The 20,754-nt window shown below is 53.2% G+C and carries 18 protein-coding genes; 11 read left to right on the plus strand and 7 right to left on the minus strand.

What is annotated here, in order from left to right; all coding sequences use genetic code 11:
- Positions 1-5: 5 nt before the first annotated feature.
- Positions 6-557, minus strand: coding sequence for an NAD(P)H nitroreductase (locus NQH49_RS10505; RefSeq protein ID WP_256696585.1), 552 nt, complete (start codon positions 555-557; stop codon positions 6-8).
- A 169-nt stretch (positions 558-726) separates the two neighbouring features.
- On the opposite strand from NQH49_RS10505, the gene sppA reads away from it, so the two are divergent.
- From sppA to pncA, 3 genes are all read left to right on the plus strand, one after another.
- Entirely contained in the window at positions 727-2,586 is a 1,860-nt protein-coding gene (gene sppA / locus NQH49_RS10510) for a signal peptide peptidase SppA (RefSeq protein ID WP_061718756.1), read from the plus strand.
- An 85-nt stretch (positions 2,587-2,671) separates the two neighbouring features.
- Complete coding sequence (ansA, locus tag NQH49_RS10515; protein ID WP_008110353.1) at positions 2,672-3,685, plus strand: asparaginase; 1,014 nt, start codon at positions 2,672-2,674, stop codon at positions 3,683-3,685.
- A gap of 14 nt (positions 3,686-3,699) precedes the next feature.
- Positions 3,700-4,308: a bifunctional nicotinamidase/pyrazinamidase gene (pncA, locus tag NQH49_RS10520; RefSeq protein ID WP_154156339.1), complete on the plus strand. Its 609-nt coding sequence runs from the start codon at positions 3,700-3,702 to the stop codon at positions 4,306-4,308.
- A gap of 35 nt (positions 4,309-4,343) precedes the next feature.
- Here pncA and NQH49_RS10525 read toward each other — a convergent pair whose 3' ends face one another.
- Positions 4,344-4,625 carry a YeaC family protein gene (locus NQH49_RS10525; RefSeq protein ID WP_101764217.1) on the minus strand — a complete coding sequence of 94 codons (282 nt, stop codon included), beginning with the start codon at positions 4,623-4,625 and terminating at the stop codon, positions 4,344-4,346.
- Between the two features lie 2 nt (positions 4,626-4,627).
- Entirely contained in the window at positions 4,628-5,038 is a 411-nt protein-coding gene (gene msrB / locus NQH49_RS10530) for a peptide-methionine (R)-S-oxide reductase MsrB (protein ID WP_008110360.1), read from the minus strand.
- Positions 5,039-5,376: 338 nt separating this feature from the next.
- Here msrB and gapA point away from each other — a divergent pair, with 338 nt between their 5' ends.
- Together gapA and NQH49_RS10540 are read left to right on the plus strand one after the other, a co-directional pair.
- Positions 5,377-6,375, plus strand: a complete 999-nt coding sequence (gapA, locus tag NQH49_RS10535; protein WP_007889697.1) for a glyceraldehyde-3-phosphate dehydrogenase — start codon at positions 5,377-5,379, stop codon at positions 6,373-6,375.
- 74 nt (positions 6,376-6,449) lie between these two features.
- Complete coding sequence (locus tag NQH49_RS10540; protein ID WP_256696586.1) at positions 6,450-7,322, plus strand: D-hexose-6-phosphate mutarotase; 873 nt, start codon at positions 6,450-6,452, stop codon at positions 7,320-7,322.
- A gap of 23 nt (positions 7,323-7,345) precedes the next feature.
- Here the strand turns inward: NQH49_RS10540 and NQH49_RS10545 are convergent, their stop codons facing one another.
- Positions 7,346-8,194: an aldo/keto reductase gene (locus NQH49_RS10545; protein WP_256696587.1), complete on the minus strand. Its 849-nt coding sequence runs from the start codon at positions 8,192-8,194 to the stop codon at positions 7,346-7,348.
- A gap of 83 nt (positions 8,195-8,277) precedes the next feature.
- Positions 8,278-9,027 carry a MipA/OmpV family protein gene (locus NQH49_RS10550; protein ID WP_256696588.1) on the minus strand — a complete coding sequence of 250 codons (750 nt, stop codon included), beginning with the start codon at positions 9,025-9,027 and terminating at the stop codon, positions 8,278-8,280.
- A gap of 408 nt (positions 9,028-9,435) precedes the next feature.
- Between NQH49_RS10550 and yeaG the strand changes: the two genes are divergently transcribed.
- The 6 genes from yeaG (at position 9,436) to NQH49_RS10580 (ending at position 18,159) form a co-directional block, all read left to right on the plus strand.
- Positions 9,436-11,370, plus strand: a complete 1,935-nt coding sequence (gene yeaG, locus NQH49_RS10555) for a protein kinase YeaG (protein ID WP_008110364.1) — start codon at positions 9,436-9,438, stop codon at positions 11,368-11,370.
- A 91-nt stretch (positions 11,371-11,461) separates the two neighbouring features.
- Positions 11,462-12,739: a YeaH/YhbH family protein gene (locus tag NQH49_RS10560; protein ID WP_256696589.1), complete on the plus strand. Its 1,278-nt coding sequence runs from the start codon at positions 11,462-11,464 to the stop codon at positions 12,737-12,739.
- A 230-nt stretch (positions 12,740-12,969) separates the two neighbouring features.
- Positions 12,970-14,697, plus strand: a complete 1,728-nt coding sequence (locus NQH49_RS10565) for a potassium/proton antiporter (protein ID WP_256696590.1) — start codon at positions 12,970-12,972, stop codon at positions 14,695-14,697.
- A gap of 78 nt (positions 14,698-14,775) precedes the next feature.
- The gene (locus NQH49_RS10570; RefSeq protein ID WP_008110367.1) at positions 14,776-15,009 is read left to right on the plus strand and encodes a DUF1480 family protein; all 234 of its coding nucleotides are present in this window, start codon (positions 14,776-14,778) and stop codon (positions 15,007-15,009) included.
- A 377-nt stretch (positions 15,010-15,386) separates the two neighbouring features.
- Positions 15,387-16,853 carry an undecaprenyl-phosphate galactose phosphotransferase WbaP gene (gene wbaP / locus NQH49_RS10575; protein ID WP_008110368.1) on the plus strand — a complete coding sequence of 489 codons (1,467 nt, stop codon included), beginning with the start codon at positions 15,387-15,389 and terminating at the stop codon, positions 16,851-16,853.
- Between the two features lie 112 nt (positions 16,854-16,965).
- A complete protein-coding gene (locus tag NQH49_RS10580) occupies positions 16,966-18,159 on the plus strand; it encodes a multidrug effflux MFS transporter (RefSeq protein ID WP_256696591.1) in 1,194 nt (397 codons plus the stop codon).
- Here NQH49_RS10580 and dadX read toward each other — a convergent pair.
- Positions 18,152-19,222, minus strand: coding sequence for a catabolic alanine racemase DadX (gene dadX / locus NQH49_RS10585; RefSeq protein ID WP_256696592.1), 1,071 nt, complete (start codon positions 19,220-19,222; stop codon positions 18,152-18,154). The two genes, NQH49_RS10580 and dadX, sit on opposite strands and share 8 nt — an antisense overlap.
- Before the next feature lie 21 nt (positions 19,223-19,243).
- On the minus strand, positions 19,244-20,545 hold the full coding sequence (locus NQH49_RS10590) for a D-amino acid dehydrogenase (RefSeq protein WP_008110371.1): 1,302 nt from the start codon (positions 20,543-20,545) through the stop codon (positions 19,244-19,246).
- Between the last annotated feature and the right edge of the window lie 209 nt (positions 20,546-20,754).

Below are 20,754 nucleotides of genomic sequence, written 5' to 3' on the forward strand. Positions count from 1 at the left end.
GTCTGTCAGAAATAACTGACAAACTGCGCGGTGTCTGGCGCAACCACGGTGGTGTTGGCTTTCAACTGCGGCGTACCGAGATAGAGGAAACCGACAATCGCATCCTGTTCGCGGCAGCCGAAGGCTTCGCGCACGGATGGATGTTCGGTCCACGGACCGCTGCGCCAGATGCCGTTGAAACCTTGCGCCACGGCTGCCATTTGCATCGCCATCACCGCACAGCTTGCAGACGCCAGCTGTTCCCAATGCGGCACTTTGGCGTGCTCTTCACAATGCGCCACCACGGTGATGATCATCGGCGCGCGAAAAGGCGCGGAAGCGGCTTTGTCGATCGCCTTCTGCTCAAGGTTGCTGTCGCGCGCAGCTTGTTCCAGCAAGTTAGCAAAACGCTCGCGCCCTTCATTTTCGACAATAATGAAACGCCAGGGCTGTAATGTGCCGTGATCGGGTGCGCGCATCGCGGCGTGTAGAATATTTTGCAACGCTTCCCCCGCCGGAGCCGGTTCTGCCAGACGTGACGCCGAGCGGCGATTAACTAATAAATCCAGTGCATCCATTATTCTTCTCCCGTGAATAAAAAGCGTGGGCTAATCCTGGCACAGCGCGATCTTTTGTAACAGTCTGGCGCGATTTCCTGCTGACTTTTCGCACGCCGCTCTTTAGGATGAACCCGACATCGGGGCAGACCGCGTGCTGGCTGCCCTGCTACGTGAATATGGAGAGTTTATGCGCACTTTGTGGCGAATTATTTCCGGCCTGTTCCGCTGGACCTGGCGGGTACTGAATTTTATTCGGGAATTTATTCTTAATTTATTTCTTATTGTGTTGATCCTGGCGGGCGTCGGGATTTGGCTGCAGGTTTCCAGTTCCAATAGCAGTGAACCTGTGCAGCAAGGCGCGCTGAAAATCGATCTGAGCGGTGTGCTGGTCGACAAACCTTCCGTCAGCAACCGTTTGAGTCGTATCAGCCGCCAACTGTTAGGCGCCAACAGCGATCGCCTGCAGGAGAATTCCCTGTTTGACGTCGTTGACGCGATCCGACAAGCCAAAACCGATAAAAACATCACTGGCATCGTGCTGGAACTGCGTGACTTTGCTGGTGGCGATCAACCTTCGCTGCAATATGTGGGTAAAGCGCTGCGCGAATTCCGTGACGCCGGCAAACCTATTTACGCGGTCGGCGACAGCTATAGCCAGGCGCAATACTACATTGCCAGCTATGCCAACAAGGTCTATCTCTCACCGCAGGGCACGGTTGATCTGCACGGCTTCGCCACCAATGGTCTGTACTACAAGTCTTTACTGGATAAGTTGAAAGTGAACTCGCATGTGTTCCGCGTAGGCACTTACAAATCTGCGGTTGAGCCATTCCTGCGTGACGATATGTCACCGGAAGCGCGCGACGCCGACGGACGCTGGATTGGCCAGTTGTGGCAGAATTACCTGAATACCGTGGCGGCCAATCGTCAGATCACCCCAGAACAGCTGTTCCCTGGCGCAGCCGGCATCATTAGCGGTCTGCAAGCGGTACAAGGCGATACGGCGAAATATGCACTGAACAATAAATTAGTGGATGTGCTGGATACGCGTGCGGCCGCCGATCAGGAACTGGTGAAAACCTTTGGCTGGGACAAGGCAAATAACGATTACCGCAGCGTCAGTATCTACGATTACACCGTTAAACAGCCGCCGCAGAGTCAGGATGGCAATATTGCGGTAATCCTCGCCAGCGGTGCGATTATGGACGGTGAAGAGAGCGCCGGAAACGTCGGCGGTGATACCACGGCCTCGCAGATTCGCGATGCGCGTCTGGATCCGAAAATTAAAGCCATTGTGTTACGTGTCAACAGCCCAGGCGGCAGCGTCACTGCGTCGGAAGCGATTCGTGAAGAACTGGCGGCAGCTCACGATGCGGGTAAACCGGTGGTGGTTTCGATGGGCGGCATGGCAGCATCCGGTGGCTACTGGATTTCAACGCCTGCTGATTACATTGTGGCGGCCCCCAGCACGCTGACCGGTTCCATCGGTATCTTTGGCGTGATTAACACCGTTGAAAACAGCCTGAGTTCGGTAGGTGTGCATACCGATGGCGTGGCTACATCGCCGCTGGCGGACGTCGCCACCACCAAAGCGCTGCCAACCGAAGTGCAGCAGCTGATGCAGCTGACCATTGAGAACGGCTATCGTAACTTCGTGGGCCTGGTGGCGACCTCGCGTCACAAAACGCCTGACGAAATCAATGCGATTGCGCAAGGTCACGTCTGGACCGGTAGCGATGCGAAAGCCAATGGTCTGGTCGATGCGTTGGGTGACTTTGACGATGCCGTAGCAAAAGCCGCTGAGTTGGCGAAAGTCGCCAAGCCGGAGTTGAGCTGGTATCAGGATGATCCGGGCATGATCGATCTGCTGCTGAATCAGATGAACGCGTCGGTTCAGGCGGTGTTGCCGGCTGCGCTAAAAGTCTGGCTGCCTGCGCCAATGCTGGACGTGATGAGCGCAATGAAGCAGCAACCAGGCTTACTGAATAACCTTAACGATCCGCAAAATCGCTACGCTTTCTGCCTGAACTGCGGCAACGTACGCTAATCTTTACAGCCCGGCCGCTGGTCGGGCTGCTTTTCGTTTGCAATCCCCTTATACTGCGCGTTTTACGGCAAGTCTGAGTTCCTTCATGCAAAAGAAAAATATCTACGTAGCCTACACCGGCGGCACCATCGGGATGCAGCGCTCTGCGCAGGGCTACATTCCGGTATCGGGTCATCTGCAGCAGCAGCTGGCAAACATGCCCGAATTCCATCGGCCTGAAATGCCGGCTTTCACTATCCATGAATATCAGCCGCTGATGGATTCCTCGGACATGACGCCGCAGGATTGGCAATCGATTGCGAACGATATTAAGCAAAACTACGATCGCTACGATGGCTTTGTGATTTTGCATGGTACCGACACCATGGCCTTCACCGCTTCGGCGCTCTCCTTTATGCTAGAGAACCTCGCTAAGCCGGTGATTGTAACCGGCTCGCAGATTCCCCTGGCAGAATTGCGTTCTGATGGTCAGCAAAACCTGCTGAACTCGCTGTACGTAGCGGCCAATTATCCGATCAATGAAGTTGCCCTGTTTTTCAACAACACGCTGTTCCGTGGCAACCGCACCACCAAGGCGCATGCGGACGGCTTTAATGCCTTCGCGTCGCCAAACCTGGCGCCATTGCTGGAAGCGGGCATTCATATCCGCCGGTTAAATACGCCGCCCGCACCGCAAGGTCACGGCGAGCTGATTGTGCATCCGATTACGCCGCAGCCGATTGGCGTGGTGACAATCTATCCGGGTATCTCTGCCGACGTGGTGGGTAACTTCCTGCGCCAGCCGGTGAAAGCGTTGATCCTGCGTTCCTACGGTGTGGGCAACGCGCCGCAAAACGCCGAGTTTCTGTCGGAACTGCAACAGGCCAGCGATCGCGGCATTGTGGTGGTGAATCTGACGCAGTGTATGTCCGGCAAAGTGAATATGGGCGGCTATGCCACCGGCAACGCGCTGGAGCATGCGGGCGTAATCAGCGGTTTTGATCTCACGGTTGAGGCGACATTAACCAAACTGCATTTTTTATTAAGTCAGAACCTCACCAGCGCGGAAATTCGTGCCAAAATGCAGCAGAATTTACGCGGCGAACTGACTGAAGATTGATACGGAGCGAACGAATGAAGCGGGCATTGATAATTATCGATATTCAGAATGATTTTTGCCCCGGTGGCCCAATGGCGGTACGTGATGGTGACCAAACGGTTGCTGTTGCCAATCGATTTGCGCGTGAGTTTCACGATCGGGGCGAATGTGTGGTGGCATTGCAAGACTGGCATCCAGCCAATCACGGCAGCTTCGCCTCAATCTCCGGCGAGCCGGTTTACACGCTGGGCGAATTAAACGGTTTAGCGCAAATCTGGTGGCCGGATCATGGTATTGAGAACTCTGTCGGTGCGGATTTCCATCCCGATCTCGATCGTTCTCTGATTGATGCCGTGTTCCACAAAGGTGGCGATGTTGAGGTGGACAGCTACAGCGCCTTTTTCGATAACGGCCATCGCCGCAAAACAGAACTCGACAGCTGGCTGCGCGAGCGCGGCATCAGCGATTTAGTGATGCTGGGTATTGCGACCGATTACTGCGTCAAATACAGCGTGCTGGATGCGCTGGAGTTGGGTTACAACGTGGAGGTGGTTAAAGAAGGCTGCCGCGGCGTGAACCTGAATCCGGATGACAGTGAAATTGCGTTCGAGCAGATGGCGGCGCAAGGTGCGGTATTAATCTGAAAATAAGGGGCTGGTGAGAACCAGCCCTTTGGTTTTTAGTGCAGATTGATGCGTGTGACATCGGGCTCAATGCCGAACTCTTCTTTCAGCTGTTTTTTCGATTTCATCACCATATCGCCACCTTTGCTGATGGTCATATGTTGGGGATCGTCATTGTGGCGCGCCTGCCACAGCATCACCAATTGCAGGCAATTCTCTTTCTGCTCCGGCGTTAGCGCAACGCCATCCGGCCATTTGCCGATTTCAACCGCCGTGGAGAGTCGTTCGTAGACTTCCGGCGTCATCGCCTCCAGCATCGCTTCCAGTTCCTGTTTCATGCTTAGCCCTCTTGCTGATTGCCCTGCTCATCAGTGAAGTTTAGCGAAGCGGAGTTCACGCAATAGCGCTCGCCGCTTGGCTGTGGGCCATCCGGGAACACATGCCCTAAATGCGCATCACAGTTGCCACAACGAATCTCAACCCGATGCATGCCGTGTGAATCATCTTCCAGATAGCGGATAGCTTCGTCACTGAAAGGCTGATAGAAACTTGGCCAGCCACAGCCTGAATCATATTTGGTTTCGGAGAGAAACAGCGGCGAGTTACAAACTAAGCAGTGGTAAATCCCTTCCTGCTTATTGTGCAGCAAGGCGCCCGAGAAAGGGGGCTCCGTTCCACGATGCTGAGTGACATAGCGCTGCATTTCGGAAAGCTGCGCAATTTTTGCGTCGGGTGCGGTGTCTTTAGCCATTTTGAGTTCCGGAGTGTCATTCTGAAAAAATCGACTAGTATTCTAACAAACGTACAACATCTATCGGGTCTTTTTTCGTGCTAACGCATCCGACATCTCTTCCACAGCACGATTTTGTGATGGCGATCACCCTTTGCAAAAGTCATCCCTTTTCAGCCCGCATTCGGCGTAACATAGGCGCGCAATAAGGGTGCTGCGTAAGCGATTGCGCAACGAATTATTCCTGGTGTTGGAATTGACCTGTCGCAACAATTGACACGATTCCGCTTGACGCCTGGTAAGGTTTTTGTAATTTTACAGCCAACCTTTTATTCACTAACAAATAGCTGGTGGAATATATGACTATCAAAGTAGGTATTAACGGTTTTGGCCGTATCGGTCGCATCGTTTTCCGTGCTGCGCAGCAGCGTTCTGACATCGAAATCGTCGCGATCAACGATCTGCTTGACGCCGATTACATGGCATACATGCTGAAGTATGACTCTACTCACGGTCGTTTTGACGGCACTGTAGAAGTGAAAGATGGTGCACTGATTGTTAACGGTAAGAAAATCCGTGTTACCGCTGAGAAAGACCCGGCTAACCTGAAGTGGGACGAAGTGGGTGTTGACGTTGTTGCTGAAGCGACCGGTATCTTCCTGACCGACGAAACTGCACGTAAACACATCACCGCTGGCGCGAAGAAAGTGGTTCTGACGGGTCCTTCTAAAGACAGCACCCCAATGTTCGTACGTGGCGCTAACTTTGACAAATATGCTGGCCAGGACATCGTTTCTAACGCGTCTTGCACCACTAACTGCCTGGCTCCACTGGCTAAAGTTATCAACGACAACTTCGGTATCGTTGAAGGTCTGATGACCACCGTGCACGCAACTACCGCAACCCAGAAAACCGTTGATGGCCCGTCTCATAAAGACTGGCGTGGCGGCCGTGGCGCAGCGCAGAATATCATCCCATCGTCTACCGGTGCAGCTAAAGCGGTTGGCGTTGTTCTGCCAGAGCTGAACGGCAAACTGACCGGAATGGCGTTCCGCGTTCCTACTCCAAACGTGTCTGTGGTTGACCTGACTGTTCGCCTGGAAAAACCAGCGACCTACAAAGAAATTTGTGCAGTGATCAAAGCTGAGTCAGAAGGCAAAATGAAAGGCGTTCTGGGCTACATCGAAGACGACGTGGTTTCTACCGATTTCAACGGCGAAACCCTGACTTCAGTGTTCGATGCTAAAGCAGGTATCGCTCTGAACGACAACTTCGTGAAACTGGTTTCCTGGTACGATAACGAAACTGGTTACTCACACAAGGTTCTGGATCTGATTGCACTGGTTGCTTCTAAGTAAGCTAACCGGCTAAACAGACAAGGGGTGACTTCGGTCGCCCCTTTTTTTCGACTGGATGAAGAGAAGGTCTGACCATGCAAGATACGCTTTATACCCTTCCGGTAGTGAATCAAATCACCCCTTATCTGTCACAGCGTCAGCTGGGTGATTTGCCGATTGTGGTGATCAGCCATCCCAAAGTACGTGCGGCGATTGCCCTGCAAGGCGCACATCTGCTCTCGTGGCAGCCGAGCGGCCAGCAACCGGTGATTTGGCTCAGTGAAAAAACCCCGTTTACGACGGGTAAAGCAATTCGTGGCGGCGTGCCTATTTGCTGGCCGTGGTTTGGTCCGGCAGGCGAACCGGCACACGGTTTTGCACGTAACATTCCATGGACGCTGACCGCCCATGACGAAAACGAAGATGCCGTATTGCTGACTTTTACACTGGAAAGCAACGCACAAACTAAAAAGCTGTGGCCACACGATTTCACCCTGCTCGCTCGTTTCCGCATTGCTGAGCATTGTGAAATTGAGCTGGAAGCCTACGGTGATTATGAAGCCACGGCGGCGTTGCACAGCTACTTCCAGATTGCAGATATCGCGCAGGTCGAAGTGAGCGGATTAGGTAATAGCTTTATCGATAAGGTTAACGATAATGCGGTTGGCGCATCAGACGGCAAACAGACCTACCCTAATCGCGTTGATCGTATTCACACGGCGGCGGATGACTGCAGCGTGATTCATGATAGAGCCGGCAAACGTCAGATCGAAGTCTATCACCACTATCAGAGTGACGTTGTCACGTGGAACCCAGGTCCGGAATTGTCCTGCAGCATGGGTGATATGCCAAATCAAGGCTACAAAACCATGGTGTGCGTGGAAACGGCACGCATTAGCAAGCCGTTAAAAAGCGCGGGCGAATCCCCTGCGCGTTTGGGCACCACGATTCGTATCGTCAACAAGTAATAAGATGCGGCGCAGTTGCGCCGCTAAACCACATCCAATGCGGTTTTAGTCAGCGGCGCAGGAAACGCCCGATCGATGATGCACAGCTCTTCAAGGGTCAGATTGACGCCAAGCGCCGCCGCATTTTGCTGCACATGTGCAACGCTGCTGGCTTTTGGAATGGCTAAAACGCCCGGCTGGCGTATCACCCAGGCCAGCATCACTTGCGCCACGCTGATGCCCTTCTGTTGTGCAATCTGTTGAAGATGCGGATCCTCAAATAACGCCTGTCGCAGTCGCCCAGCCTGAGCCAACGGGCAATAGGCCATAATGGGCATCTCGCGCTGCTGACATTGCGGCAGTAGATCGTACTCGATTCCGCGCGACGCTAAGTGGTACAGCACCTGATTGGTTAAACAGGCCTTGCCGCCGGGCTCATGCCACAGTTCCAGCATATCGTCGTGGTCAAAGTTAGAGACGCCCCAATGGCGAATTTTGCCCTGCTGCTGCAACAACTCCATCGCGCGGATGGTTTCTTCTAAGGGCACATTGCCCCGCCAGTGCAACAGATAAAGATCGAGGTAATCGGTTTGCAAACGCTTAAGACTGCGCTCGCAGGCCTCGATAGCGTCAACTTCACCGGCATTCCATGGATAGACCTTCGATACCAGCCAGGCTTGATCGCGTCGACCGCGTAGCGCTTCACCAACCACCTGTTCAGCGCCGCCGTCAGCATACATCTCAGCGGTGTCGATAACCTTGAGGCCAAGATCTAAGCCTGCCTGCAGTGCCGCCACTTCCTGGCTGTGCAATGATGGATTCTCGCCCATATACCAGGTTCCCTGGCCGATGGCGGGTAAAGCTAATTCACCGTGAAATTGAATGGTCTTCATTACTCCTCCTGTTGCGCTAAATTGGGGCTCGGGATTGGTGCAATGTAAGAAAAACGCCTCATTATGAGGCGCTCATTTCATCATCAGAAGCTGTAACTGATGCCGGTCCAGAGTGTGTACTGCCCACTTTTATTGACCATCGGGCTATCTTTGATTTCGCTGTCGAAGCGCGTGTAACGGCCTGACAAGCTGGCGTTCCAGCTTTCAGTGATTTGGTAGCTGGCATTCATCTCAACGTACGGTGACCAGCTGTCATCAGGATGATACTCAGCGATGCCGGTACGCGCACTTTCATGCGATGAAACACCGTAGTAATAACGGTTCTGATTGGCGCTGTTCCACAGCGCGCCAATGCCCGGCGTCAGGCTGAAAGCACCGAAATTAAAGCGATATAAATAGGTGAGATCCCACATCATGCCGTTGCTGTTATTGAGCACATCACCCAGCAAAGTGGTGCGCACGATGCCCCAATCAGCGACATGACGATAGTTGGCACCGGCCATCAGCGTCATACGACGCTTATCCAGCGCTTTCATATCACCCAAATCGTTGTCTTTCGGGTCGTACTCCTGCGGCGATCCCAGCACGGTCAGCGACAGCTGATTCTGCGGGTCTTTCCACAGGTAATAGCCGCCTTGCAGGCTGCGGAACCAGAAGTCTTCACCCTCATAATTAATCACCGGAATCGGCAGATAGCGGTCTTGTCCGCCCCGATAAGGTGACTGCGCGTAAATGACAGATGCGCCAAGAGATAAGGGTTCTGCATGGGTGCCGAACGCCGCAAAATAACAAGGAACAGCCAGAGCAAGCACTTTAAGTTTGAATTGGTTCACAATTTAATCAGTCCATTAATATAACAATCACACGCAGAGTCTAACCAAATTTTTGCTATCGGTTAACGTTTAATGATGCTCTCTAACCAGCTTAGGGAAATAATCTGAGTGGCTGCGACGCTCTCGCTGCTTAGGTTGAATGCCTCAGTGCTTATGAGACTTTGTTATTGATATATCGCTGAATAAGGAGAAAAGTGGCTGCAGGTTTTCTGAATGCCTTCTACAGTTAAATGTAAGACGAGACTTTTTTGTACGAGCAGAGTAACCATAAGAATTGTGTACCCCGATTAAAAAACGTCAGGTTGGCATAAGGGTTGCTGTACTCAATAAAGAATATCTTCCGGGAGCTGCTACAAACTTTTATTACGCTCCTTTACCTGTGCTAAAAACGAAAGGACGGGCATCGCTATGAATATATTCGATCACTATCGTCAGCGTTATGAAGCTGCCAAGGATGAAGAGTTCTCATTGCAGGAATTCCTCGCCATCTGTAAACAGGATCGCAGTGCCTACGCCAACGCTGCAGAGCGACTATTAATGGCCATCGGTGAGCCGGTGATGGTTGACACTGCGCAAGAGCCACGCCTTTCCCGCATATTCTCCAACCGCGTCATGGGACGCTACCCTGCGTTCGAAGAGTTTTACGGTATGGAGGAAGCGATTGAGCAAATCGTCTCCTATTTGAAACACGCCGCGCAGGGTTTGGAGGAGAAGAAACAGATCCTTTACTTACTGGGCCCAGTGGGCGGCGGTAAATCCTCGCTGGCGGAGCGCCTGAAAGCGCTGATGCAGCGTGTGCCAATTTATGTGCTGAGCGCCGACGGCGAACGCAGCCCGGTAAACGATCATCCACTCTGCCTGTTTAACCCACAGGAAGATGCCAATATTCTGGAAAAAGAGTATGGCGTACCACGCCGCTACCTTGGCACCATCATGTCGCCTTGGGCGGCAAAGCGCCTGCATGAGTTTGGCGGCGATATTACCCGCTTTAAAGTGGTGAAAGTGTGGCCGTCGATTCTTGAACAGGTGGCGATTGCCAAAACTGAACCGGGTGATGAGAACAATCAGGATATCTCTGCGCTGGTCGGTAAAGTTGATATCCGCAAACTGGAAAATCACGCACAAAACGATCCTGATGCTTACGGCTATTCAGGTGCGTTATGCCGCGCGAACCAAGGTGTGATGGAATTCGTCGAGATGTTTAAAGCACCGATTAAAGTGCTGCATCCGCTGCTGACCGCCACGCAGGAAGGTAACTACAACGGTACCGAAGGGATCTCTGCCCTGCCGTTCAACGGCATCATCCTGGCACACTCCAACGAATCTGAATGGGTCACCTTCCGAAATAACAAAAACAATGAGGCGTTCCTTGACCGTGTTTACATCGTCAAAGTGCCTTACTGCTTACGCGTTTCCGAAGAGATCAAGATCTACAACAAACTGTTGGATCACAGTGAGTTGACCACAGCGCCGTGCGCACCGGGTACGTTAGAAACGCTGGCCCGCTTCTCCATTCTCTCGCGTTTGAAAGAGCCGGAAAACTCCAGCATCTACTCAAAAATGCGTGTTTATGATGGCGAGAGCCTAAAAGATACCGATCCAAAAGCAAAATCCTGGCAGGAATATCACGATTACGCGGGCGTTGATGAGGGCATGAACGGCCTTTCTACCCGCTTTGCGTTTAAAATCCTGTCGCGCGTGTTCAACTTCGACCATGCCGAAGTGGCCGCCAACCCGGTACACCTGTTCTACGTACTGGAGCAGCAAATTGAGCGTGAGCAATTCCCGCAGGATCAAGCCGAGAAGTATCTGGAGCACCTGAAAGGCTACCTGATTCCAAAATACGCCGAGTTTATTGGTAAAGAGATTCAGACCGCCTATCTGGAGTCCTACTCTGAATACGGTCAGAACATCTTTGATCGCTACGTCACCTACGCTGATTTTTGGATCCAGGATCAAGAGTATCGCGATCCTGACACCGGACAGCTGTTTGACCGCGAATCGCTGAACGCTGAGCTGGAAAAGATTGAGAAACCTGCCGGGATCAGTAACCCGAAAGATTTCCGTAACGAGATTGTCAACTTTGTGCTGCGTGCCCGCGCGCAGAATAGTGGGCGCAATCCGAACTGGACCAGCTACGAAAAACTACGCACGGTCATCGAGAAGAAAATGTTCTCGAACACCGAAGAGTTGCTGCCGGTGATTTCTTTCAATACCAAAACCTCAACGGACGAGCAGAAAAAACACGATGATTTTGTCGATCGCATGATGGAAAAAGGCTATACCCGCAAGCAAGTACGTCTGCTGTGCGAATGGTATCTGCGCGTGCGTAAATCTTCATAATCGTTATCTGTAAGCGTCGCGGCGCTTCGGTGCTGCAACAGGAGGCCGGGTTTTTCCGGCCTAAGCTTGCAATGCAGTTTGGGGGATTTTTATGGCCTATTTTATCGATCGGCGTCTCAACGGTAAGAACAAAAGCGCCGTCAACCGGCAGCGCTTTCTGCGCCGTTATAAGGCGCAAATCAAGCAATCGATCTCCGAGGCCATCAATAAGCGTTCGGTGACCGATGTCGAGAGCGGCGAATCGGTCTCGATTCCAATTGACGATATCAATGAGCCGAGTTTCCATCAGGGGCGCGGCGGCAGTCGCCATCGCGTTCATCCCGGGAACGACCATTTCGTGCAAAACGATCGCATTGAACGTCCGCAAGGTGGTGGCGGCAGCGGCGGTAGCGGCCAAGGCAACGCCAGCCAGGACGGTGAAGGCCAGGATGAATTCGTCTTCCAGATTTCCAAAGATGAGTATCTCGATTTGCTGTTCGAAGATTTGGCGCTGCCAAACCTGCGCAAGAATCAGCATCGTCAATTGAACGAGTACAAGACCCATCGCGCCGGTTACACCGCAAACGGTACGCCGGCGAACATCAGCGTGGTGCGTTCTCTGCAGAACTCGCTGGCACGTCGTACGGCGATGACAGCGGGTAAACGCCGCATGCTAAACGAACTGGAAGCCACGTTAACCGAAGTGGAAAACAACGAACCGGCTCAGCTACTGGAAGAGGAGCGTTTACGCAAAGAGATCGCTGAGTTGCGCGCGCGCATCGATCGCGTGCCGTTTATCGATACTTTTGACCTGCGCTACAAAAACTTCGAGAAGCGGCCAGAACCCTCCAGCCAGGCCGTGATGTTCTGTTTGATGGACGTCTCAGGTTCGATGGATCAGGCCACCAAAGATATGGCGAAGCGTTTCTACATTCTGCTGTATCTGTTCCTGAGTCGTACTTATAAGAACGTCGACGTGGTTTACATTCGCCATCACACTCAGGCGAAGGAGGTCGACGAACAGGAGTTCTTCTACTCGCAGGAAACCGGCGGCACGATTGTCTCCAGTGCATTGAAGTTGATGGATGAAGTGGTTAAAGAGCGTTATGACCCGTCACAGTGGAACATCTATGCGGCGCAAGCGTCGGATGGTGATAACTGGGCCGATGATTCACCGCTCTGCCACGAGATTTTAGCCAAGCATATTCTGCCGGTTGTGCGCTATTACAGCTACATCGAAATCACGCGCCGCGCGCACCAGACCTTGTGGCGTGAGTATGAGCATCTACAGGCGATGTTTGATAACTTCGCAATCCAGCATATTCGCGAGCCAGAAGACATCTACCCAGTATTTAGAGAACTTTTTCACAAGCAGGCTACAGAAGCCTAAGTCTTTAAGCCGGTCACTGACCGGCTTTTTCTTTGCAGCAGCCCCGCTCACTTCCCGCCATTTCTTGTTGTTTTTTCATACAAATTTAGCTGTATATGGGATACGCCCCCACAGAATGAAAAAATGTGCAATTAAGCGCTGACAAGCTATTGATAAGGCATTATCTTTCCACCTTGTCTGTGTGAATCCCCCGCAGTTTGTCTTTTTTGCCCCGCCGCAGGAGAACGCCGTTGAATACCAGCATGATTTACAGTGTGTTTATTATTGGGTCCGTGCTGGTAGCAGCAAGTATTTTACTCAGTTCCTTTTCCTCGCGCCTTGGCATTCCGATTCTGGTGATCTTCCTCGCGCTTGGCATGTTGGCCGGCATTGATGGTATTGGTGGCATCGCGTTTGATAACTATCCGGTTGCCTATCTGGTCTCAAACCTGGCGTTAGCCATCATCTTGCTGGATGGCGGTATGCGCACCAAAGCGACCTCGCTAAAAGTGGCGCTCGGCCCGGCGTTATCGCTGGCGACGGTCGGGGTGATGATCACCGCAGGTTTAACCGGCGTTGCCGCAGCCTGGTTGTTTAAACTCGACCTGATGCAGGGCTTCCTGATTGGCGCGATTATCGGTTCCACCGATGCCGCCGCTGTATTTTCGTTGCTGGGTGATAAAGGCCTCAACGAACGTGTCAGCTCCACGCTGGAGATTGAATCTGGCAGCAACGACCCGATGGCGGTGTTTCTCACCATCACGCTGATCGACATGATTCAGCAAGGCCAGTCAGGTTTGAGCTGGATGTTCGTGGTGCATCTGGTGCAGCAGTTTGGTCTCGGCATTGTATTAGGTCTTGGCGGCGGCTGGGCGCTGCAGCAATTGATTAACCGCATCAATCTTGCACAAGGTTTGTATCCCTTGCTGGCGCTAAGCGGCGGCATCATCGTGTTTGCGCTGACCACCGTGATGGAAGGCAGCGGTATTCTGGCGGTGTATCTTTGTGGCTTCCTGCTGGGCAACAGCCCGATTCGCAACCGCCACGGTATTTTGCAAACCTTTGACGGCATGGCATGGCTGAGCCAAATCGGCATGTTTATTGTGCTGGGTTTGCTGGTGACGCCGTCCGATTTGTGGCATATCGCGGTGCCGGCGATGATTCTGTCGCTGTGGTTGATTCTGGTAGCGCGCCCGCTGTCAATTCTGGTTGGCCTGTTGCCATTTAAGGGCTTTACCGGACGTGAACGCATCTTCATCAGTTGGGTGGGCTTACGTGGCGCAGTGCCGATCATCCTCGCCGTCTTCCCGATGATGGCCGGGCTGGAAAACGCCAAGCTCTACTTCAACATCGCCTTCTTTGTGGTGCTGGTATCGCTGATGCTGCAAGGTACGTCGCTGGGCTATGCCGCCAAACGTGCCAAAGTGGTGGTGCCGCCAACCGCCTCGCCAATTAGCCGGGTGGGACTGGATATCCATCCGGAGAATCCGTGGGAGCAATTCATTTACCAGTTGGGCGCAGACAAGTGGTGCGTTGGCGCGGCGCTGCGTGATTTGCAGATGCCTCGCGAAACCCGCATCGCCGCCCTGTTCCGTGACAACGTGTTGATGCACCCCAATGGCAACACGCGTCTGAAGGAAGGCGATGTGCTGTGTGTGATTGGCCGGGAACGCGATCTCCCCGCATTGGGTAAAATGTTCAGCCAATCGCCGCCCGTCTCGCTCGATCAACGCTTCTTCGGCGACTTTATCCTTGATGCCGAGGCACGTTTGAAAGATGTGGCGCAAATTTATGGCCTTGAGCTGGATGAACAAACCAACGATCAGCAGTCGTTAGGACAGCTGGTGATGAGTTTGCTGGGCAGTACGCCGGTGGTTGGCGATCAGGTGGAATGGAACCAGTTAACCTGGACGGTGGCAGAAAAAGAAGACAATCAAATCGTGAAAATTGGCGTACGCGTAATGGAAGACAAGGAATAATCCGAGGCCATTTTCGCTCGTAAACTGCGCGTGAACGACTATGCTCACTATTCAACCCAGTTAATACGGGAGAATGTAATGGGACACGTGGTAAAGATTGGTCGTTATGAAATTGTTGATGCAGAGTTCAATACTGACAATGGCGACACTGTGAGTATTCCCTGCCATACCAATCCCGGCCTGAGTGACCAACTCGACGGCTGGGATGTGGATACCAGTGTACCGGCATGGATTGATGAAGAGGCTGTCGATTTACAAATCGGACACTACGACAAGCAGCAGGATCTTTGGGTACTGAAAAAACCTGCCTGACTGGCTGGCGCCGCCATTGATGGAAATGGCGGTCATTCCGAAAAGCCGTCTTAAAATGAAGCGTTATTTCCGCGATTAATTAACTTTAAACATTATTTTTCAAATAGATAGCCAATTATTTCTTGAGTCATTTTTTTCCTTTTCAGACTATTTCCATATTAACTCTGTCAAATAACTCCTGCATACTCTTAAACGTTGCTGCAGCTTTTCGTGACGTGCATCACGTCTCAAACGGTCCTTTCCTTGCAGCGCTTATGGCAGCACAGACTTATAAATCGCTGAAAGAATTATTCTTTCTGCTTTTCAGCGGATCACTCCTGAGCGCGTACTTGATTCTGGTCAGGCCATCTTTTACTTAAGAAAAGAGAGCAGGTTTTATGGCAAGTACTTTGATAATGAATGATGCAACCCGCTCGTGGAGCGGACTGCGCAAAAACCTCATCGCAAAAGTCGCACTTAGTTTCTCCGATTTAATAGCGTTAAATCTGGCATTGTTTTTATCTGCCGCCACCGTTCAAGGTATTTGGGGCGAACTGGATACGTTTATTCCGCCTCAGCAGATTGAATATCGGTTTATTGCCCAATTTAGCCTTTCTATTCTTTGCACCGCCTGGTTCTGGGTGCGTATGCGTCACTACACCTATCGCAAACCGTTTTGGTTTGAATTGAAAGAAGTGATTAAAACCCTGTTCGTTTTTTCTCTGCTTGATCTGGCATTGATTGCCTTTTCAAAATGGGACTTCTCGCGCATGGTTTGGGTGTTCAGCTGGACTTACGCCCTGCTGCTGCTGCCGCTGATGCGTGCCGTGGTAAAACGCGCGATCAACCGTGCAGGTCAGTGGCAGAAGGAAACCATCATTATTGGTTCCGGTAAAAACGCCATGGAAGCCTATGCTGCGCTGCAGAGCGAAGAGATCCTGGGTTACAACGTGCAGGCGTTCATTTCACTGGACGATGACCAACAGCACGAAAAAGTGAATGGTGTGCCGGTGATCACCTGGAAAGACATCAACTGGCAAACCATGGACCGTGACAACACGCAATTTATCGTCGCCACCGAATTTGAGCAGCAAGTGGTGCGCGATAAATGGCTGAAGTTCCTGTCCAAAATGAAGTGCCGTTCGATTTCCGTGATCCCAACGCTGCGCGGCGTACCGCTGTATGGCACCGACATGTCATTCATCTTTAGCCATGAAGTGATGATCCTGCGCGTCAGCAACAATCTGGCAAAACGCTCTTCACGCTTCCTGAAACGCACCTTTGATATTGTGGTGGCATCCATGCTGCTGCTGTTCCTCGGTCCGGTATTTGGTCTGTTGTGTGCGATGGTGAAACGTGACGGCGGCAATGCGATTTATGGTCATGAACGCGTTGGACAGGATGGCGTTAAGTTTAAGTGCCTGAAGTTCCGCTCGATGGTGACCAACTCGCAGGAAGTGTTGCAAAATCTGCTGGCGACCAGCGAGGAAGCGCGCGCTGAATGGGATCGTGATTTCAAACTGAAAAACGATCCGCGCGTGACCAAAATTGGTAACTTCCTGCGCAAAACCAGCCTTGATGAGCTGCCACAGTTGTGGAACGTGATTCGCGGCGAAATGAGTCTGGTCGGTCCGCGTCCGGTGATTGAAGCGGAACTGGAACGTTATGCCGGTGATGTGGATTACTACCTGATGGCGAAACCGGGCATGACCGGCTTGTGGCAGGTCAGCGGCCGTAACGACATCGACTACGATACGCGCGTTTACTTCGATTCCTGGTACGTAAAAAACTGGGCATTGTGGACTGACATTGCGATTCTGTTCAAAACCGCTGGCGTAGTGGTCCGTCGCGACGGTGCTTACTAATACCCTCGAGGCGATGCCTGCGCACTTCGGCAGGCATCGCTTTTTTATCCCTTTCTTTTTCCCCTCAGAGTCATTACCCTTCCGGATTGTTTAACAGGTCGTTCGGTTCGTAATGCAAAAATTCACCTTAATTCTTCTTAGCCTGGTGCTGCTGGCGCCGCTGGGCATTGATCTTTACCTCCCTACATTGCCGCAAATCGCCGAAGGTCTTAACAGCCCGGTGAGCCTTATCCAGATCACGATTCCCCTGTTTTTATTGGTGATGGGCATCGGTCAACTGATTACCGGTCCGCTGGTGGATAACTTTGGTCGCAAGCCGATCGCATTGATTGGACTGGCGCTTTATATCGTTGGCAGCGCGATTGCCGCCACCAGCACGCTGTGGCCGGTGTTCTTCCTTGCGCGCATCATTCAGGGCTGCGCCGTGTGCTGTACAGCGGTGGTGGCATTCAGTGGCGTGCGCGATCGTCTCAGTGGCGAAGATGCCGCACGCGCTTACGGCTTTCTCAATGGTGCGCTGAATATCGTACCTGCGCTGGCACCGCTGCTTGGCGGAATTCTGGCTGAAGCCTACGGCTGGCGTATGCCGTTCTGGTTCCTGTGTGGCTATGCGGTGGTGATCGGCTTGATCGTGATGCTGTGGCTGCCAGAAACGCGTCCAGCAGACACATTGCGCGTGAAAGGTTTACCGCTGGCGCAGTACGCTGCCATCGCCCGTGAACCGCGCTTCCTTGCCTTTGCTTTTGCCAATGCCGGCGCGCTGGGCATGGTGCTGACCTATGTGTCGCTAGCGCCACACGTGCTGATGACCGAAGGCGGCCTGACGCCGCTACAATTCTCCTTTGCCTTTGGCGCCAATGGTTTTTGGATCATGCTGGTTAGCGCTTTCGTGAACAAAACCATTCGCAAAGCGGGACGTCCATTCTGTCTGGCGATGGGTTTCGCCACCATGTTGATCGGCGCGATTCTGTTGATGATGGGCACCACGCTATTACCGGCAGCGTGGCAAAACCATTGGTCGCTGTATATGATTCCCGTGGCGGTTTCCGTTGCTGGTCTGGCGTTCACGGTTGGTCCTGCCACCAGCTACGCGCTGGAGCCGTATCAGCAGCAAGCGGGCGTGGCCTCAGCACTGCAGGGATTTATTCAGATGGCGTGTGGTGCGGGTGGCAGCATGGCAATCGTGGCATTACCTGTTGCGGAAAAATCATCACTGGCACTGATGATGCTGCTGGGTGCAGCGCTGGCCATGATCGCCTGGCGCTGCAGCAAGAAGATGCACGGTCGTGTGACCGCGCTTAAATAACCTCAACCGGTACGCGTGGCGCGAGCGCACACATCAGCTCGTAGCCCACCGTCCCGGCGGCTTTTGCCACCTCATCGATCTTCACCTGATTGCCCCACAGCTCAACCTTCGAACCGATGCCAGCCTGCGGGCAAGGTTCCAAATCGATCATCATCATGTCCATGGAGATGGCGCCGAGCGTTTGCGTGCGGATGCCATCTACGCTGACTGGCGTGCCGGTTGGCGCATGACGCGGATAACCATCGGCGTATCCGCAGGCGACAATACCAATGCGCTGCGCGCCACTGGCGTGATAGCGATAACCGTAACCCACGCCGTCACCGGCGTTCAGCTGCTGCACGCCAATGATTTCGCTGCTGAGCGTCATCACCGGTTGCAATCCGGTGCTGGCGATATCCTGCCAGTCGCCGCTCGGTGACGCGCCATAGAGAATGATGCCGGGACGCACCCAGTCAAAATGCGCTTCAGGATGCCACAGCGTAGCCGCTGAGTTAGACAGGGAACGCGGACAACTGAGCCCTTCCGCCGCCCGTTCGACGCATTTCATCGGCTCAACCAGACCTTGCGGATTCTCTGCATCGGCAAAGTGCGCCATCAACGTCATTTCACCGACGTTCGGCAAAGCACGCAGTTTTTGCCACGCCGCATACGCCTGCTCAGGTCGAAAACCAAGTCGGTTCATGCCGCTGTTGACTTTGAGGTAAACATCGACCGGTGCCGACAGCTGCGCTTTTGCCAGCGCCTGAATCTGCCAGTTGCTGTGTACGCTGGTGGTGAGACGATAGCGATCGATCAGCGCTAAATCGTCAGCATGGAAGAAGCCTTCCAGCAGCAGGATCGGCTTTTTCCAGCCCTGCTCGCGCAGCAAGATCGCCTCTTCCATATTCAGCAGCGCAAAGCCGTCGGTTTCGGCCAGACTTTGCCACACGCGGGCCACACCGTGACCATACGCATTGGCTTTCACCACCGACCAGACGCGTGATTGCGGTGCTGCCTGGCGTACGACAGCCAAATTATGACGCAGTGCCTGTTGATTGATGGTGGCACCGGTTGGACGTGACATGCTTTTACTCTCCCTGAGGTCTCAGCGCGCCGCGCTGGCGTTACGCAGCGGCGAAGAATGTGGCTCAAAACCTGGCAGGTAGCGCAGCACTGACAAATCATCTGCGGCAATCGCCGGTTTCTGACCGGAAATTAAATCAGCCAAAAGCTGACCGGAACCACAAGCCATCGTCCATCCCAGCGTACCGTGCCCGGTATTGAGATAGAGATTGGAGAGCGGCGTGCGCCCGACAATCGGCGTACCGTCTGGCGTCATTGGACGCAATCCGGTCCAGAACGTGGCCTGTTCGACAAATCCGCCTTCAGGATAGAGATCGCGGACCACCATCTCCAGCGTTTCGCGTCGTGCCGGCAACAGTTTGGTGTTAAAACCAACAATTTCTGCCATGCCGCCCACGCGAATGCGATCGTCAAAGCGCGTGACCGCCACTTTGTAGGTTTCGTCGAGGATGGTGGAAACCGGTGCAGCGTCAGCGTTCTTGATCGGGATGGTCAGCGAATAACCCTTCAGCGGATAAACCGGGATGGCGAGAATGTCTTTCAGCAGCGCGGTTGAATAGGAACCGAACGCCACCACGTAAGCATCGGCTTTAATCACCTCATCGCCACACTTCACGCCATAAATGCGATTGCCCTCGCGCAGCAACTGATCAACCGACGTGTTGTAGCGGAAGGTCACACCCGCCGCCGCAGCCATTTCGGCCAGGCGCTGAGTAAACAGCTGGCAGTCGCCGGTTTCGTCGTTAGGGAGACGTAAACCGCCGGTGAGTTTATGCGCCGTCGCCGCCAGCGCGGGTTCGACATTTTTCAGCTGATGCGCTTCCAGTAACTCATAGGGAACGCCCGCATCGCGCAGCACGGCGATATCTTTGCTGGCGCTTTCGAACTGTTGCTGCGTACGGAACAGCTGCAGCGTGCCGCCCTGACGACCTTCATAGGCGATGCCGGTGCTGGCGCGCAGTGTTTTCAGGCAGTCGCGGCTGTACTCCGCGATACGCACCATGCGGCTTTTATTCTCTTGATAGTGCTGCATGTCGCAGTTACGCAGCATATTCCACATCCATTCCAGCTGGAACTTACTGCCATCGAGACGAACCGCCAGCGGCGCGTGACGCTGGAACATCCATTTGACCGCTTTCAGCGGAACGCCCGGCGCCGCCCAAGGCGCGGCATAGCCCGGTGAGATCTGCCCCGCATTACCGGCGCTGGTTTCCAGCGCGGCGGCAGGTTGACGATCGATGACCGTGACCTCATGTCCGGCCTGCGCCAGATACCAGGCGCTCGCCACACCAACTACACCACTACCAAGAATTACTACGCGCATAAGCCCCTCGTCGCAGCAAAAGAATAATTAACTATTAACCAAGCCCAAGACAGCATAACCCGACCGCCACTCAAATCTTACATTCGACCGACTTATTTCACATGTTTTTTACCTGACTGCACACTGAAATCATGCAACAGAGGCAAAATCAGGATTTTTTATGCCTTAAATCCCTTAATCAGCCATTTATTATGTGGAAGGCAGCGGTT

The sequence above is a fragment of the Pantoea trifolii genome (assembly GCF_024506435.1).
In the GTDB taxonomy this organism is placed as follows: domain Bacteria; phylum Pseudomonadota; class Gammaproteobacteria; order Enterobacterales; family Enterobacteriaceae; genus Pantoea; species Pantoea trifolii.